Source organism: Proteus vulgaris (genome assembly GCF_023100685.1).
Classification (GTDB): domain Bacteria; phylum Pseudomonadota; class Gammaproteobacteria; order Enterobacterales; family Enterobacteriaceae; genus Proteus.
Map to the genome: position 1 here is coordinate 2,135,087 of NZ_CP090064.1, position 16,430 is coordinate 2,151,516.

Consider the following 16,430-nt stretch of genomic DNA (forward strand, 5'->3'; position numbering starts at 1 on the left):
TTTATTTCATTTTTTGGGATCATTATGTTGCTACTACCTCAAACAATACATTGTCCAAATAAGCAATTAAAAAATTATTGGAAATGTGGCTATTCTTTTGTTTTACCGACATTAATTTCACTAAGCGTGATGTCACCTTCTTTCGCATCAGAAAATATTGAAAAAATTATTGTTACTTCTGCGCCAAGTTCGTCGTCTGATGCACAACCTTACGGATATGTTGCAAAACAACAGACAACGGCAACTAAAAGTGATGCCACTTTATTAGAAGCACCACAAATGGTTTCTGTTGTTAATCGTAGCCAGCTAGATAACTTGCCCTCTGAATCTATTAGTCAAGCATTACGTTATAGCTCAGGGGTTGTGAGTGAAAAATTTGGCGCTTTTGGAAGCGGTATTGATTATTCAAAAATGCGCGGATTTGATGCTGATTATTATTTAGATGGCTTAAGAATGCTTGGTAATAGTGGTATTTGGGCGCCACAGATTGATAGTTGGAGTTTAGAAAGTATTGAAGCCGTACATGGCCCGGCATCTGCCTTATATGGACAAGGTGGTGCAGGTGGCGTGATTAATATGACATCGCGTCGCCCTTCCGCAGAAACGCAACACCAAGTGCAATTACAAGCGGGTAATAATAAAAATCATGGTATTAAATTTGATACCACATCAGCTCTTAATGAGGATGAAACATGGTTATATCGTGTTTCAGGGTTAGCGCTTGAACAAGAGTCGCAAATTCCCTCTTCTCGTCAAACTCGTTTTCTTATTTCACCGGCTATCACTTGGAAACCGAATGATGCACTGAGTTGGACAATATTGGGACAATATCAAAAAGAGCCTCGCCTAGGTTACTACAATACGCTACCGGCTCAAGCATTAGGTTTATTACCGAATCCTAATGGTAAAGTTGATCCTAATCGAAATTATAATAATCAAAGTCATGATAATTCACATCGTAAACAACAGTCGTTAACTTCATTGTTTGAATATGAATTGTCCCCACAGTGGCAATTTAAGCAAAACACTCGTTTTATGAAGGTTGATACGGAAATAAGCCGTGACTATACCCGTGGTTTTTTACCTGGTGATCGCTTATTAACTGCGGTTTATCAGGAAGCACCAAGTAAATCAGAAACATGGGTAACTGATTCACAATTAATTGGTAAATTAGCAACATGGGATATCAATCATACTGTGATGGCTGGTTTTGATTACCAGCATGGCTATATGACAAAAGATTGGTGGGGCTCACAAACGGTTAGTTTTGATCCGTGGGCATCACATCACAAGCCTGATTTTGAGCCTTACCCGGTTTCTCGTACTTCCACAAAACAACAATTTGATCGCTATGGATACTACTTACAAGATCACTTGCGTTGGCAGCAATGGAATTTATTACTCAGTGGCCGTTATGACAGTGCGGACTTAGATACACATAATCAAATATCAGGTACGACACAGCAAAGCCATAACACAGCATGGAGTCATCGTGTTGGTTTAAGTTATCAATTTAATAATGGGTTCTCACCATGGATAAGTACATCTGATAGTTTTGATCCTGTATTGGGCACTGATGCAGATGGAAAAGCTTTTATTCCAATGAAATCAAAACAATATGAAGCAGGCGTTAAATATCAAAATCCTGAGTTAACACAACTGGTTAGTGTTTCTGTATATCAATTAACCCAAGAAAATGTCACAACACATAATCCTAGAAATCCTGATTATTATCAGCAATCAGGTGAAATTCGTTCTCGTGGACTTGAGTTTGAAAGTAAATTAGTGCTAACGCCACAAGTTAATATGATGCTCAATTATGCCTATCTTCATAATATTGTGACATCGACTAGCGATCCAACCACCTTAAATAAACATCCTGTTCAAGTACCTACTCATACGGGATCTGCATGGATAGATTATCGTTTCCATCAGCCTTATTTAGACGGTGCATTATTAGGTGCGGGTGTCCGTTATTTAGGTTCAACTTACGGCGATAATACAAATACATTTAAAGTACCCGCAGTATGGTTAGGGGATGTGAGTTTCCGCTACCAATTATCGGCAATTAATCGTGAATTACAGGGTTTAGAATTAGGATTAACTGTCAGCAATATCACGAATAAATCCTATGTTTCTAGCTGTACTAGTTCGACTTATTGCAGTGTGGGAAGCGACCGTGTTGTGCTTGGTGTCCTCAATTACTATTTTTAGGAAATGAACATGGATAACTATCGACGTTCATTACTAAAAGGTGCCAGTGCATTATCGTTACTATTAGCAAGCCCTTTTCCTGTTTATGCAAAACCAAAACAGAGAGAAATCGTTGACATTCTGGGAAGAGAAATTGTATTACCACAAGAATTAACACGTATTTATGTGGCAGATAGTGGGTTATTTTTACTTTATGCTTCATTAAATGAAGGCGCTCTTTATGAGCGCCTTATCGGGATGCCTTCTGCATTTCGTACCGCCGACTTAAGTTTATATCATCAATATACGCGAGCATTCCCCCAATTATTGGCATTACCTGAATTTACGGCTATGTCGAGTGGGCATTTTAATAGTGAGAAACTTATCGCGCTAAAACCTGATGTCATTATTGTGGCGGTTGGAACTTATCGTGCAATTAGTGTTAATGGTGTGCTGGATTTATTAACGAAAGCGAATATTCCTGTTGTGGTGTTTGATTTGAGTATCGACCCACTTAATAACACGCCAATTAGCACATCTATTATGGGGAATTTACTGGGTAATATTTCACAAAGCCAAGCCATGAATCAATTTCGTGAAAAACAACTCACTTATATTTCTCAGCAATTAGGAAAAAAAACATTTAAACGCCCTAATGTGTTATTTGAACGAGCAGCGGGCTTTACACCTGAGTGTTGTCTTTCTTATGGCAATGGCAGTATGGGACAAATGCTACAAAATGCAGGTGGGCAAAACTTAGGTTCAGAATATATAAAAGGCACTTATGGGGTTTTGAACCAAGAAACGGTGATTTATGCCAAACCCGATAAAATTTTTTTAACAGGGGCTGATTGGAGTGGCTATAACCCGTCAGGTGATTGGATTAACTTAGGGCCTGGTGCAAATTTAGATTTGGCAAAACAGCAACTTGAAATTTTAATGCAACGGCTTGCCTACAAAACACTCGATGCGGTTAAAAATAAACAAGTATATGCCCTTTGGCATTCATTTTATGACAGCCCTTTTGGTTTTATTGCAATCTTACAAATGGCTAAATGGCTACACCCTGATCGCTTTTCTCACCTCGATGTAGACACTATTTTTTATGATTACCATACTCAATTTTTACCTGTGAAATGGGAAACGGGCTATTGGGTAACATTACTTGATCAAGATAAGGAATAATCATGTTTGATATCTATTCACCCGATCCTTTACGGGCAAAAGTTGAGTCACAGTCAGCAGGAAAAAGAACTATTTTATACTCAGCAAAAGGCCAACCTAACTATATGTACGTTGTTCCTTATTTTCGATTAAATGAGGTATCAGATAATCTTGATGATACTATTCACTCTGCATTTATTGTAAATGAAAAAGTTAAGAATGGATTTTTCTATGCGTGTTACCCCGCTTCATTGCATCAAGGTGAGTTGTTAAGTTTGCCTAACCAAAAACCGGCGACATTATTAGATTTATTGAGTTTTCAGCAATATGCACAACATACAGGGCGGGGATTTCATTTAAGTACCCATGCAGAATGGGCTGCTTTAATGCTGTGGTGTCGCCACCACAATATGATTGAAGATGGCAATACAGATTATGGACGAAGTTTTCTTCATCCAGAGCAATCTGTTAATCGCGTTGATGGTAAAGAAGCTGGTGATACTGACTTTACTACAGGTGATCCCACGACAATAACAGGACCGCAATGGTCGAATTGGTATCATGATAATAGTGAGTTTGGTATTAGTGATTTATGTGGCAACCTTTGGGAATGGCAAAGCGGTATGCAATTAAATGCCGGAGAAATACAGATAATTAAAGATAATGATTCAGTATTCTGTGGTGATCCCTCTGTAACAGAGCAATGGCATTCAATAGCATTATCAACGGGGCAATTATTGCCCATCAATCATCCCGATAGCGCAAAATACGATGCCCCTTCAGATCATTGTGACAAAAATGCAGGCACTCCCATTTTATCAACTTCAATAAAACACTATAACGGCACACCAACAGATAATGGTTATCCTGCGGGATTAATGGATGGTGATTTTAATGCAATAACAGCAGAAAATAGTATTGAAATACCTACATTATTTAAAGAATTAGGATTATATCCAGCAATAAACCAACAGGACAATGATCAGGTTTATTTACGAAATTATGGTCAACGCTCTTTAATGCGCGGAGGGGCTTGGTATTCACAACAAGCTGCAGGTATGCGAACTTTGTGTTTAAGCCACAATGCATCACATCGCAGCACTTCTGTCGGTGGTCGCCTTGCTTGGATTGATACAACCAGTTAATTAATCTAAAAAATTATTATTTATAGACATTTTTGCATAAATTAATTTACCTTAGTATCGATTGCATGAATAATAGTGCTAATAGTAATCATTATTATTCGGTGGCTTATTGTGATTAATCTTTATGCATTTAAATTAAAACCGGTGGCATTGCTCTGTTCTGCCACCCTTCCTTTTGTTTTGGCTACACAGGCTTTTGCAGAAGAAGCAGTAAAGACAGAACAAGTAGAAAAGCTTGTCGTTAGTGCTCAAGCATTAAAAGTAAATACTAGTTTGCAAGAAACGCCTAAATCCGTTTCTGTCATTTCTCAAAAAGATCTCGAAATACATGCGCCTCAAAAACTTGATGAAGCTTTACGTTATACGTCAGGTGTCGTTTCTCAACCCTTTGGTGCCGATAACGATACTGACTGGCTTCGTGTGCGCGGTTTTGAAGCTGCAACGTATTTAGATAACAGTCGTCTCTTTCGTGATGGTTATTATACATGGCTACTTGAACCTTATGGTTTTGAACAAATTGAAGTTGTAAAAGGTGCTTCAGCTGTATTATTTGGTGAATCTACACCTGGTGGTGCTGTTAACGTAGTACAAAAGAAACCCAGCTTTAAACCCCAAAATGAAGTATTTCTTGAAGTTGGAAATAATGATCAACGTGGGTTAGGTTTTGATGTTTCAAGTGCCACGGATGATAAACGTGTGCGCTATCGCCTTGTTGGGTTAATGAAAAAATCAGACGGAGAATTATCTCACACAGATAGTGAGCGTATTTATCTGGCACCAAGTGTTGCGATTAACTTGACTGACGATACATCATTGACGTTTATGGCAACTTATTTGCATGATGATGGCACACCAACTAACCCGTTCTTTCCTGCCGCAGGCACTTTGATTTCATCTCCTTTTGGTAAAATTAAGCCTTCAACAAATTTAGGTGAACCAGGTTACGATAAGTATAAACGTACTCAAATTTCAGCGGGTTATTTATTAGAAAGTAATATCAATGATGTTTGGCGTTTTTCTCAACGTCTAAATTATGATTATAACGATCTGTTATTGCGTAGCGTTTATGCCTTCCCTAATTCAGATATTACCGCAACAGAACTGAATCGTGGCATCGTTTTCCGTGATGGTAAAAACCAAAGTATCTCTTTTGATAATAATGTTGTTGGTGAATGGGATACAGATAATTTCGAGCATACATTATTAGCGGGTGCTGAATTGCAATATCACCAAACTAAAGGTGATGAACAAGATAATTACAATTTTGGTACGATTAATCCGTGGAACCCTGTTTACGGTAAATATATTCCTCTTGATCCTGCTAATAATGTCAATCGCACCATCGACAAAACACAATATAGCCTTTATTCACAGTATCAAACCAAATTTGATAGTCGCTGGGTTGCAGTAGCCGGTGTACGTCAAGATTGGGTAAAAACAGAAAATAAAGCACAAACAAAAAATGAGGACAAATCACGTACCGATAGTGAGTTTAGCCTCAATGCAGGATTAATGTATCTAGCCGATAATGGTCTCTCTCCTTATGTGAGCTATTCTGAGTCTTTTGAGGTGATGAGCACTATCGACCCTGCGACGAAAGATCTGTATAAACCGTTAAAAGGCGATCAAATTGAGGCAGGGATAAAGTACACACCTGATTTTATGGATGGTTACTTTAATATTGCCTGGTTTGATATCACACAAAAAAATGCTCTTGTAGCAAACCCAACGACTTCTGTTTCAACACAAACTGGTAAAGTGACATCAAAAGGTGTTGAAGTAACAAGTGAAATGCAATTAACGGAACGTTTTGCATTAAAAGCCAATTATACCTATACCGATATGCAAACTGATGACACAGGTAATAAAGGTAAACAACAAGCAGGTTTAATTCCTAAACATACCGCATCTGCTTGGGGTAACTACACTATTCCAATTACTGGAACTCAAGATTTAACCTTAGGAACAGGTGTTCGTTATTTAGGTAAATCTAAAGATAATCCTAAGAGTAGTGATTTAACTGTACCAAGTGCAACATTATGGGATATGGCTGCAATCTATAACGTCAATACACAGTGGCAATTACAGTTAAATATCAACAATATTCTTGATAAAGAATATCTCTCTGGTTGTGATTATTACTGTTATTACGGTCAATCCCGTTCTGTTTTATTGAATGCTAAATATCGCTGGTAAATTTTTCTTATTCCTCCATTTATTGCTCATCGTACAATAAATGGGGGAATATTATTTTATAAATGAGTGACCATGTTTGAACTCTCAAATATTCAAATGGATCGCGGTGGACGTACTATTTTATCAATCCCCTCACTGCGTATTTCAGATTCTGGGTTAACTATTGTGCTCGGTCATAATGGTTCAGGTAAATCGACTTTAGTCAGTTTATTATCTGGTCAGCAAGCCCCAGATAGTGGAAATATTACACTGAATAATTGCAATATCTCACACTATAAACCACGTGACCTAGCTAAACAGATAGCCTTTCTTCCTCAAAAACTTCCTGCTTCTGCAGGATTAACAGTAAGAGAATTAGTGCGTTTAGGCCGTTTTCCTTGGCGTGGAACATTAGGCCGTTGGAATAAAAAAGATGATGAAATAATCACAACAGCAATGGTAAAAGCGGGAGTTCTGCCCTTTGCAGACACACTCGCTGATGATTTATCTGGTGGTGAACGTCAACGTGCTTGGGTTGCAATGTTACTGGCTCAACAATCACCCATTTTAATTTTAGATGAACCTACTTCTGCTTTAGATATACATCATCAATATCAACTAATGGAACTCTTAAGTGAGCTAAATCAAACTCAACATGTTGGTATTATTGTTATTTTGCATGATCTCAACCTTGCCTTGCGTTATGCCACTCATATTATCGCGCTTAAAAAAGGGAAAATTGCATTTGAAGGTGAAGCCTCTCTACTTTTTGATGATGAGCGACTTTCAGCACTTTATGAAACACCTATTAAGCTGATTGAACACCCTGATAATCAAGGTTTACAACAACATAAGGTGGCAGTGGTATGCGTGTAATATTACAAAAAATAGTTAGATTTCTGCCTTTTTGTCTGGCTATTTTATTTATCACTCCCCTTGTTAATGCTGCGCAAAATAGCAATAAAATACCCCAACGTATTATTGTTTTAGATTGGGATTTACTGGAACAAATATTGACACTTGATGTTATTCCTGTGGGGGCAACTGAAATTGCTGGGTATAACCAATGGGTAGCTCACCCTGTTGCTCCAAATACTATTGAAGAAGTGGGTATGCGAGCAGAGCCTAATTTAGAAAAAATGGCATCGTTAAAGCCAGATCTTATTTTGGCATCAAGTTCACAACAAGATTTATTGCCTGTATTAAAAACTATTGCCCCTGTCGTATATCTGCCTAACTTCTCTCGTCAAGATAATGCCGCAGAAGTTGCTTTGGCGCATTTTAATACCCTAGCCTCTATTTTAGGAAAAACAGCGCTTGCACAAAAAAAGTTAGCGGAAATGGATAGCACTTTTACACAATTAAAGAGCAAATTACAGCAAGCATTTATTACATTACCTGAAGTGGAAGTGATCCGTTTTTCTACATTAACATCTGTTTTTTTGTACACCGAAAATTCAACAACTGAATATGTAGTTAATAAGTTAGGTCTAAAATCTGCCATATCATTACCTCCTCAACCTTGGGGAATTGATCAGCGAAGAATGAATATATTGCAGCATATTAGACAAGGATATGTTCTTTATATGTTGCCATTCCCTGATGAAAGTAAACTGCAAAAATCCGTGTTATGGCAAGCCATGCCATTTGTACAGAATGGGCATTTTCATTCAGTGAAACCAGTATGGAATTATGGTGGAGTGGCATCATTAACGTTAATGGCTGAAGCTATTACAGAAAGTTTATTAGATATGGCACAGAATAATGAACATTAAGCAATTTACTTTCTATTTTTTGGCAATCATCTTATTAAGCATTACTAGCTTACAAATTGATAATTCTCTTTCATTATCTCGTCAATGGTATTTGTTAGGGCATTTAGACACAAACACCCTATTTGCCGATGTTTTTTTTATTCATGCACAATTACCTCGTTTAGCTATGACACTGCTGATTGGAGGAATTTTCGGTGTTATTGGCAGCTTAATGCAACAATTAACACAAAATAACCTGACATCACCGTTAACATTAGGAACTTCTTCAGGCGCTTGGTTAGCTTTAGTTATTGTTAATATCTGGTTTACAGATTGGGTTGCTGATCACAGCGCATTCGCTGCGACAATGGGAGCGTTATTGGCTTTCTTTTTGGTGATTATGATTGCAGGTATTCGCAATATGACCGGCTTGCCCCTTGTTGTTTCTGGTATGGTAGTGAATATCTTATTAGGTGCGATTGCAACTGCATTAGTGACGTTAAATTCTCAATTCGCCCAGAATATATTTATGTGGGGAGCTGGAGATTTAGCTCAAGATGGTTGGGATACTTTTTTTTGGTTATTACCTCGAATTGCACCTATTTTACTTATTTTTATGTTTGCACCCCGTATTCTCACTTTATTGCGATTAGGGCATGAAGGTGCAACGGCTCGAGGGCTGTCTGTTTTACCCACATTTGCATTTTTTATTATATTAAGCACTTGGTTAGTTTCTGTTTCAATTACTGTTGTTGGGGTTATTAGTTTTATCGGATTACTTGCACCTAATATTGTCAGAACATTAGGTGCAAGAACGCCTCGTCAAGAGCTTATTGCCAGTGGACTAATGGGAATATGTTTATTGCTTCTTACGGATAGCTTGGCGATATGGATTGGTCAGTGGCTTAATACGGTTATTCCAAGTGGTGTTACCGCGGCTGCAATTGGCGCACCGGCACTAATTTGGTTTAGCCGCAAGAAAATGCGAGCTCAAGATCAACTTTCGATTTCAATTCATTCTCAGGCTAAAACAGTATCAAAATATACCGTGATAGGAATATTTGTATTATTAATACTCGGATTAGCCCTTACTCTGTTCATTCATATTAATGAACAACAATGGTTCTGGGAAATACCTTCTGTTTATCAATGGGCATTACGATCGCCACGTTTATTGGCTGCATTATTTGCAGGTATTGCACTGGCTATTGCTGGCGTTATTTTACAACGTTTAATCTACAATCCATTAGCTAGCCCTGATATTTTAGGGGTTTCATCTGGTGCTACTTTTGCATTGGTTTTTTCTAGCTTAATTTTAGGGAGTACCTTACAAACATCACAGTGGGGAATTGCATTATTAGGTAGCTGTATTGTGATGATTGCTCTATTAGTCTTAGGCAAGAAACACCAATATGCACCAGCCAGCTTAATATTAACGGGTATTGCCTTAACCGCGAGTTTAGAAGCCTTTATTCAATTTTTCTTAGCGAAAGGCTCATTAAGCAGCTATAAAATATTACTGTGGTTATCAGGTTCGACTTATCGTGTTAATAGTGAACAGGCTCTCTATTTTGCATTCGCAATCACATTGATTGTAGGAAGTGTCTTTTTATTAACGCGCTGGCTTGCATTAATATCAATTGGTCGAAGTTTTGCTTTAGCTCGTGGATTACATACTGAACGTGCCAGTATTATTTTATTAATCATCGTTTCACTATTATGTGCTTTAGTCACTTCAACGGTAGGCCCTATTGCCTTTATTGGCTTAGTTGCTCCTCATATGGCGGTATTACTTGGTGCTAAAAAAATCAACGCACAATTAATGGTTTCAGGGTTAATTGGTGGAACATTAATGGTTTGGGCTGATTGGCTTGGACAAATATTTATTTATCCCGCACAAATTGCAGCAGGAACTTTAGTCGCTATTTTAGGTGGTAGCTATTTCCTTTGCTTAATGCTGTTAAATCGTAGCCGTTGATTGAAAAAGCCTAAGATATTGGTGTTATTTTTGCTGATATTCTTAGGCTTTGATCGTTATTAATTACGCATAACTTTTACTGTTTTTATGATTAATGCGTTGAAAACCTAAAAATGCAATTAACATCACTAAAGTACTTGCTCCAATTGCAATCCATACACCAGATTGAACACCAGAATAATCAACAAGTTGCCCTGTTAATGTTGCACCAATTGCTGTGCCTACATTTAATCCTGCAAGTAACCATGTCATTCCTTCTGTAAGTTGATTTTCGGGTACACTTTTCTCAATAAGTGACATTGTCACTATTATCATGGGAGCAAAGAAGATCCCGGAAATTAATACCACTAAACTTAAGCTATAAATTGAGTCTACAAAAACAAGAGGTAAAATAGTGAGGAACGTTGCGATGCCACCTAAGCATAATAAACGGTGTAACGGTGTTGATAATTTTAACGTGCCAAAGAATAGACCTGCAAAACAAGAGCCAATAGCATAGGCGGATAATACAATGCTTGCACCTGCAGGCATTTTTTGGGTATTGGCGAAAGCCACACTAAAAATATCAATGGTGCCTACAATTACACCCATAAAAATCATAATAACAGTTAAGATTTTTACGAGAGAAAAGCGGATCACAGATTGTGTCTTATGATGTATTAATTCAGAAGATATTGGTGTTATTGCAGGCTCTGTATCACGTTGTAAAACGAGTAAAAATACACCGATGATAAGAAAAACAGCAGACATTAATAACCCAGCTTGTGGAAAAAAAACGACACTTAATGTGACTGAAATGGGTGGACCAATAATAAATGTAACTTCATCAAACACACTTTCTAACGAATAAGCTGTTTGTAAGCGACTATCTTCTTTATAAATTACTGTCCATCTTGCTCTGATCATTGCAGAAATACACGGCATAAAGCCAATCAGCACTGCAAAAATAAATAATAAACTAATATGCCATTGTAACCATGTTGCCAATAACATGCCCCCTATTCCAATAACGCTGATTAATGTGAATAAAGGTAAAATTCGATATTGCCCATAAGTATCAACTAGACGTGATATTTGCGGTGATAGCATCGCGTAAGTAAATACAAAACTGGCAGAAATTGTTCCCGCTAATGCATAGCTGCCTGTAAGTTGTGAAATCATCATAATGATACCAATACCCATCATCGGTAGTGGTAATCGTGCAACCATTCCCGCTAAGGTAAAAGATAGCGTGCCTTTATAGCTAAATAGTGTTCGATAAGTATTTATCATAGTTTTCCTTATGTTTACCCTTGCCATTTTAGCGAGGGTTAAAGATAATACATACAGTGCGTATGTATAAATCATATATTCATACGATCTGAATGTAAATATACAAACAATACGTATGTATGTTTAAAAAAGGAGATAAAATGGCTAGACGTACTCGTGCTGAAATGGAAGAAACACGGCTATTATTGCTAGAAACAGCAAGGAAAGTATTCTGTGAACAAGGCTATACAGAAGCCTCAATGGATGACTTAACGGCACAAGCAGGTTTAACTCGAGGTGCGTTGTATCACCATTTTGGTGATAAAAAAGGATTGTTATCGGCTGTTGTTGCACAAATAGATGCAGAGATGGATGCTCGTTTGCAGGCTATTTCCGATACTATTGACGATCCTTGGTTGGCATTTTCAATGCGTTGTCATACCTATTTAGAAATGGCTTTAGAGCCTGAAATTCAACGTATTATTATGAGAGATTCACGCGCTGTATTAAGTGATAAAGTGACTGAACTTCCCACTCATTGTGTAGTATCTATGAGTAGTATGATTGATAAACTTATCGAGAATAAAATACTTGTAAAGACTGACTCAAAAATGTTGGCTCTATTCATTTATGGCAGTTTAGAAGCCACTGCTTTATGGATAGCAAATAGTCTCGATGGTAAGGCTCAGCTAGAACATGCTAAATCTACATTAGATACCTTATTAAATCGTTTACGTATTTTGCAGAATAAATAAAATATAGCGAGGATCACGGTGATAATCCTCGCTATTGTCTATTTGATTTTTTACACATTAATTATTATTCAAATCAAAGATTATGCTATTTGCCATATCGCTTTTCCTTGCTATTGCTTTTCAATAAAATCAAGCAAATAGCGTACTTCGGGAGATAAATGGCGTTTAGACGGATAAACGGCACAAATCGGTGCAAGAACAATTGTATGCTCTAATAAAATAGGCACTAATTTATCAGATTTAATAAATTCACCCACTAAAAACTCACCTAACTGGCATATTCCATAACCCGTTAATGCCATGTCTAAAATAGCTTCTGTATTATCTAAACGTAATTTACCTTTAACGGGAAGAGTGAATTCTTTTTGATGAACTTGATATTTCCAAGGCACTGTTGAACCTTGGTGAGAAAAGGTAATTAATTGATGTTCTGATAATGCATTAGGAGATTGAGGCTTACCATTTCGCTCAAAATAATCGGGAGATGCACAGGTTATTAAACGGTGAGGTGCTAATACCTTACGCATTAATCGACTATCGTCATTCCCTCCAATACGGATAGCTTATTTAGGTGGCTTGCTCGTTGATAACTACAGCTTAAATTCAACACTAATTATTACTAACTTGTTTATTATATTGGCTTTATTCTGTGTTCTTCTCTCAAGACTCACAAAGAACGCGGTTAAATAACAAAATGCCTTCAATATAAATTAACAAGGGTGATCATGATATTATGATCACCCTTTTCTATAAAAGTAGGTTTTTAATGTGACATTGTCACAATATAATGTTTCGTTTTATTTTAGTAATTGGGTAAATTGTTGATATAGCATATTGCCCAGTGTTTTTGCGGTGTATTCTTCACTATGGCCTAAGTTATCAACAGCGGCATGCATACCGTGATAAATCAATGTACTGGTTAATTCAGGCTGTGTGACGTGCCACGTTTTATTTTCAGTTCCCGCAATTAACAATGTTTGTATTTGCTGCAATGCCCTATTTTCATGAATATTACTGCTTTGATGAAAAACTTGATGAAAAAGCATATCGTGTAATTGCTGTTTCTCAACATAAGCAATTACACTAATTTCACACCATTGTTTTAATTTTTCACGGTGATCTTGCTCTGAGCAGGCATCCATTGCACTGTCTATTTTATCCAAGTACCAATCCATATAACGAGTTCTTAAGGCATCAAGAACGTCTGTTTTAGCAGAAAAATAGTGATAGTATGTTCCTTTGGCTACCCCTGCCTTTTTTACGATATCGCTCACAGTTGTTGCATCGAAGCCTTTATCTAAAAACAATGTTTCTGCCGCATTCATTAACTCTTCTAAACGAACCTCTGCGGGTTTTGTTCTTGGTTTATCTGTAGTTTGTTCTTCTAATGACATTGCTTATCTCCCTCAAAGTCGCATGTAAAGAGTACTCTATATTAAAGCGAGCCACAATGATGATAAATGAAACTCATTATCAATAACCATTGACCGACGGTCAGTCGAGTATTATTATGCCATTATTATTCATCATTAAGGCAATAAAACTTATGACTTATTTGAAACGACTGTCACTTATCTGTGCCATTTGTTTAGGCACTTTTATGGCAACACTTGATATTAGTATTGTTAATGTAGCATTACCCACTATTCAAAATGATATTCACGCTGATATGGCAACCTTACAGTGGATTGTCGATGCTTATGCGCTCTGTTTATCTGCCTGTATTTTGTCATCAGGCCCTTTAAGTGACCGCTTTGGGCGAAAAAAAGTATGGTTATGGGGGGTGATTATTTTTACAGTGGGATCTGTGATCTGTGCGATTGCACAGCAACATGAAGTGCTTATTTTAGGTCGTATTATTCAAGGTATTGCTGCCGCAGCACTAATTCCGGGCGCATTGTCTCTAATTACACATGCTTTTCCAATTGATATTGAGCGTGTCCGTATTATAGGTATTTGGTCTTCTGTCAGTGCTTTATCACTGATTATTGGTCCTATTTTAGGTGGGGTATTAGTTCACACTAGTGGTTGGGCAAGTATATTCCTTATTAATATTCCTATAGGCATAATTACTGTATTACTAGGTTGGTATGGATTAAGTGAAAGTGCTGATCCTGAAAATGTGGCACTCGATCCCTTTGGTCAATTAACCAGTATGTTAGGATTAGGCTTGTTGACTTATGGTTTAATTGAAGCCGGATCGGTTGGTTGGTCGCATTATCGAACTTTATCGACATTGATTGTAGGCGTTATATTCCTCGCCCTCTTTTTAATGATAGAAAAACGTGTTAAACGCCCTTTATTACCACTTACTTTATTTAAAGATCGTGCATTTTTTCAATATAACCTTTCTTCTTTCACTTTGGGCTTTGCCACTTATAGTAATGTCTTTTTTATTGCCTTTTTTCTGCAAAAAGCACAAGGCTGGAGTGCATTAGAAACAGGCTGGAGAATGGCACCTGAATTTATTGCGATGGCCCTATTTTCAATGTCTTTTGGGCGTTTATCTGCATATTTTTCAGTCAGAAAACTCATGATCTGTGGTTTCTTATTTATTGCTATTTCTTCTTGCTTATTAGCGACATTGGCAACAAATAGCCACTATGGATTAACTGGAAGTTACCTATTTGTATTAGGTGCTGGAATGGGCTTGTCAACACCAGCAATTGGTGCGTTAGTGATGAAAAGTGTTTCACCATCTCGCTCTGGTATGGCGTCTGCAACCATGAATGCATTAAGACAAACAGGAATGACGATGGGAATTGCTTTACTAGGCACATTAATGGTGCAACAAGCAATCCATTATATGGTTATGCAAAGTCAGGTATTAGGAATATCTGTAAACTATATCGATATTGTCAGTCTAGTAACTGAAAATGCTACGAGCAATTTAGACAAAGGATTCATCACCATGTTACCAGAGGCATTTAATTCTGGGTTTGCTTATGCAATCGCAACTGCTGGGATCTCATGTTTTGTCACTTTATTTATCGTGTTATTTCCTTTTAAAGCAAAACATAGCGCACTTTCTCAGCAAATAACGGATTAATATTTATAAACGTTGAGTGAGAAACTCAAGAAAAGATTCAATATTACGAGAAAGTGTACTACGACTTGCATATATTGCGATTAAATTGATACTGGCGGGCTGTTGAGGAAATTCAATAGCTCGCAAATTCCCTGCTTTAATTGCATCAAGGCAACAATGCTCAGCTAAAATAGCAAACCCTAATCCTTTTAATACCGCAGCTCTCGCTAATATAGCGCTATTTACTCGATAATGGCTATTAATAGTAACTTTTATTGGTTTTTTATGTTCATCAAGAAATATCCAAGGTTGCCCTTCTAGTGCACTTAGACTAGAAATACAAGGCATTTGGCTTAATTGTTCGATATGAGTTGGAACTCCTGTTTTTTCTAATAACTCATTAGAGGCAACAACAATACTGCGCCACGATTTAATTAACCGTGAATGGTAACTGCTATCTGCTAGATTTCCGCGATGAAAAGTTAATAGTAAATCCATATCATCATCAATGATATTTCTTGGCATTAATTGGGTGTCACATTGAATAAGTAAATTAGGATGAAGAACGGCAAAGTCAGCTAAAATATCAGCCAGTAGTTCGCTGCCATATTCACTTGGAATGGTTAAGCGGAATGTTCCTGTTAATGGGCCATCACTGGTGATGTTACTTACAACATTATCTAACTCAGTTAAGGTTTTCTTTCCTTGCTGATAGAGTAATTTACCTTGTTCAGTAAGGCGCATCTTTCGCGTTGTTCTATCAATAAGTTTACAATTGAGTTGCTGTTCAAGCTGTTTAATTGCACGACTGATATTTGAAGTAGGCATAGATAGTAGTCGAGCAGCCGCGGCAAATTGTCCTTGTTCGGCTACGGCAGAAAAAATACGTAATAAATTAAGATCGATTTGCATAAATAATTCACTGCCTACTGTATTTCTATTGCTTAATGTAGGCAGTGTATCATTCATTTTCTTTTCTCTCGTTAA

Annotated in this window: 13 protein-coding genes; 9 read left to right on the plus strand and 4 right to left on the minus strand. The window is 37.2% G+C overall.

Annotated elements, in window-relative coordinates; translation table 11 throughout:
- The first annotated feature begins 24 nt into the window (after positions 1 to 24).
- From LW139_RS10510 to fhuB, 7 genes are all read left to right on the plus strand, one after another.
- Positions 25 to 2,214 (plus strand): TonB-dependent siderophore receptor, encoded by a 2,190-nt coding sequence (locus tag LW139_RS10510; RefSeq protein ID WP_227336881.1) that lies wholly within the window; start codon positions 25 to 27, stop codon positions 2,212 to 2,214.
- 9 nt (positions 2,215 to 2,223) lie between these two features.
- A complete protein-coding gene (locus LW139_RS10515; RefSeq protein ID WP_227336882.1) occupies positions 2,224 to 3,378 on the plus strand; it encodes an ABC transporter substrate-binding protein in 1,155 nt (384 codons plus the stop codon).
- A 2-nt stretch (positions 3,379 to 3,380) separates the two neighbouring features.
- Positions 3,381 to 4,502, plus strand: coding sequence for an SUMF1/EgtB/PvdO family nonheme iron enzyme (locus LW139_RS10520; RefSeq protein WP_166541217.1), 1,122 nt, complete (start codon positions 3,381 to 3,383; stop codon positions 4,500 to 4,502).
- A 111-nt stretch (positions 4,503 to 4,613) separates the two neighbouring features.
- Complete coding sequence (locus tag LW139_RS10525; RefSeq protein ID WP_282186895.1) at positions 4,614 to 6,698, plus strand: TonB-dependent siderophore receptor; 2,085 nt, start codon at positions 4,614 to 4,616, stop codon at positions 6,696 to 6,698.
- A gap of 72 nt (positions 6,699 to 6,770) precedes the next feature.
- Entirely contained in the window at positions 6,771 to 7,553 is a 783-nt protein-coding gene (locus LW139_RS10530) for an ABC transporter ATP-binding protein (protein WP_109408220.1), read from the plus strand.
- Entirely contained in the window at positions 7,544 to 8,452 is a 909-nt protein-coding gene (locus LW139_RS10535) for an iron-siderophore ABC transporter substrate-binding protein (RefSeq protein WP_166541214.1), read from the plus strand. Before LW139_RS10530 ends, LW139_RS10535 begins: the two co-directional genes overlap by 10 nt.
- On the plus strand, positions 8,442 to 10,409 hold the full coding sequence (gene fhuB, locus LW139_RS10540) for a Fe(3+)-hydroxamate ABC transporter permease FhuB (RefSeq protein ID WP_247851179.1): 1,968 nt from the start codon (positions 8,442 to 8,444) through the stop codon (positions 10,407 to 10,409). The genes LW139_RS10535 and fhuB overlap by 11 nt, the downstream gene beginning before the upstream one ends.
- Positions 10,410 to 10,472: 63 nt before the next feature.
- On the opposite strand, the gene LW139_RS10545 is transcribed toward fhuB, so the two are convergent.
- Complete coding sequence (locus tag LW139_RS10545; RefSeq protein ID WP_166541212.1) at positions 10,473 to 11,681, minus strand: MFS transporter; 1,209 nt, start codon at positions 11,679 to 11,681, stop codon at positions 10,473 to 10,475.
- A gap of 140 nt (positions 11,682 to 11,821) precedes the next feature.
- Between LW139_RS10545 and LW139_RS10550 the strand changes: the two genes are divergently transcribed.
- Entirely contained in the window at positions 11,822 to 12,415 is a 594-nt protein-coding gene (locus LW139_RS10550; RefSeq protein ID WP_227336883.1) for a TetR/AcrR family transcriptional regulator, read from the plus strand.
- Positions 12,416 to 12,525: 110 nt separating this feature from the next.
- Here LW139_RS10550 and LW139_RS10555 read toward each other — a convergent pair whose 3' ends face one another.
- Complete coding sequence (locus LW139_RS10555) at positions 12,526 to 12,942, minus strand: substrate binding domain-containing protein (RefSeq protein WP_247851180.1); 417 nt, start codon at positions 12,940 to 12,942, stop codon at positions 12,526 to 12,528.
- Between the two features lie 270 nt (positions 12,943 to 13,212).
- Positions 13,213 to 13,809: a TetR/AcrR family transcriptional regulator gene (locus LW139_RS10560; protein WP_109408214.1), complete on the minus strand. Its 597-nt coding sequence runs from the start codon at positions 13,807 to 13,809 to the stop codon at positions 13,213 to 13,215.
- 152 nt (positions 13,810 to 13,961) lie between these two features.
- On the opposite strand from LW139_RS10560, the gene LW139_RS10565 reads away from it, so the two are divergent.
- A complete protein-coding gene (locus LW139_RS10565; RefSeq protein ID WP_166541209.1) occupies positions 13,962 to 15,464 on the plus strand; it encodes an MFS transporter in 1,503 nt (500 codons plus the stop codon).
- 3 nt (positions 15,465 to 15,467) lie between these two features.
- On the opposite strand, the gene LW139_RS10570 is transcribed toward LW139_RS10565, so the two are convergent.
- On the minus strand, positions 15,468 to 16,355 hold the full coding sequence (locus tag LW139_RS10570) for a LysR family transcriptional regulator (protein ID WP_109408318.1): 888 nt from the start codon (positions 16,353 to 16,355) through the stop codon (positions 15,468 to 15,470).
- Positions 16,356 to 16,430: the final 75 nt, after the last annotated feature.

What these genes read in the sequence shown, in the direction of transcription:
- LW139_RS10510 (WP_227336881.1), top strand. Translation starts at nt 25, where the DNA reads ATGTTGCTACTACCTCAAACAATACATTGTCCAAATAAGCAATTAAAA.
- LW139_RS10515 (WP_227336882.1), top strand. Translation starts at nt 2,224, where the DNA reads ATGGATAACTATCGACGTTCATTACTAAAAGGTGCCAGTGCATTATCG.
- LW139_RS10520 (WP_166541217.1), top strand. Translation starts at nt 3,381, where the DNA reads ATGTTTGATATCTATTCACCCGATCCTTTACGGGCAAAAGTTGAGTCA.
- LW139_RS10530 (WP_109408220.1), top strand. Translation starts at nt 6,771, where the DNA reads ATGTTTGAACTCTCAAATATTCAAATGGATCGCGGTGGACGTACTATT.
- LW139_RS10535 (WP_166541214.1), top strand. Translation starts at nt 7,544, where the DNA reads ATGCGTGTAATATTACAAAAAATAGTTAGATTTCTGCCTTTTTGTCTG.
- fhuB (WP_247851179.1), top strand. Translation starts at nt 8,442, where the DNA reads ATGAACATTAAGCAATTTACTTTCTATTTTTTGGCAATCATCTTATTA.
- LW139_RS10545 (WP_166541212.1), bottom strand. Translation starts at nt 11,681, where the DNA reads ATGATAAATACTTATCGAACACTATTTAGCTATAAAGGCACGCTATCT.
- LW139_RS10550 (WP_227336883.1), top strand. Translation starts at nt 11,822, where the DNA reads ATGGCTAGACGTACTCGTGCTGAAATGGAAGAAACACGGCTATTATTG.
- LW139_RS10555 (WP_247851180.1), bottom strand. Translation starts at nt 12,942, where the DNA reads ATGCGTAAGGTATTAGCACCTCACCGTTTAATAACCTGTGCATCTCCC.
- LW139_RS10560 (WP_109408214.1), bottom strand. Translation starts at nt 13,809, where the DNA reads ATGTCATTAGAAGAACAAACTACAGATAAACCAAGAACAAAACCCGCA.
- LW139_RS10565 (WP_166541209.1), top strand. Translation starts at nt 13,962, where the DNA reads ATGACTTATTTGAAACGACTGTCACTTATCTGTGCCATTTGTTTAGGC.
- LW139_RS10570 (WP_109408318.1), bottom strand. Translation starts at nt 16,355, where the DNA reads ATGCAAATCGATCTTAATTTATTACGTATTTTTTCTGCCGTAGCCGAA.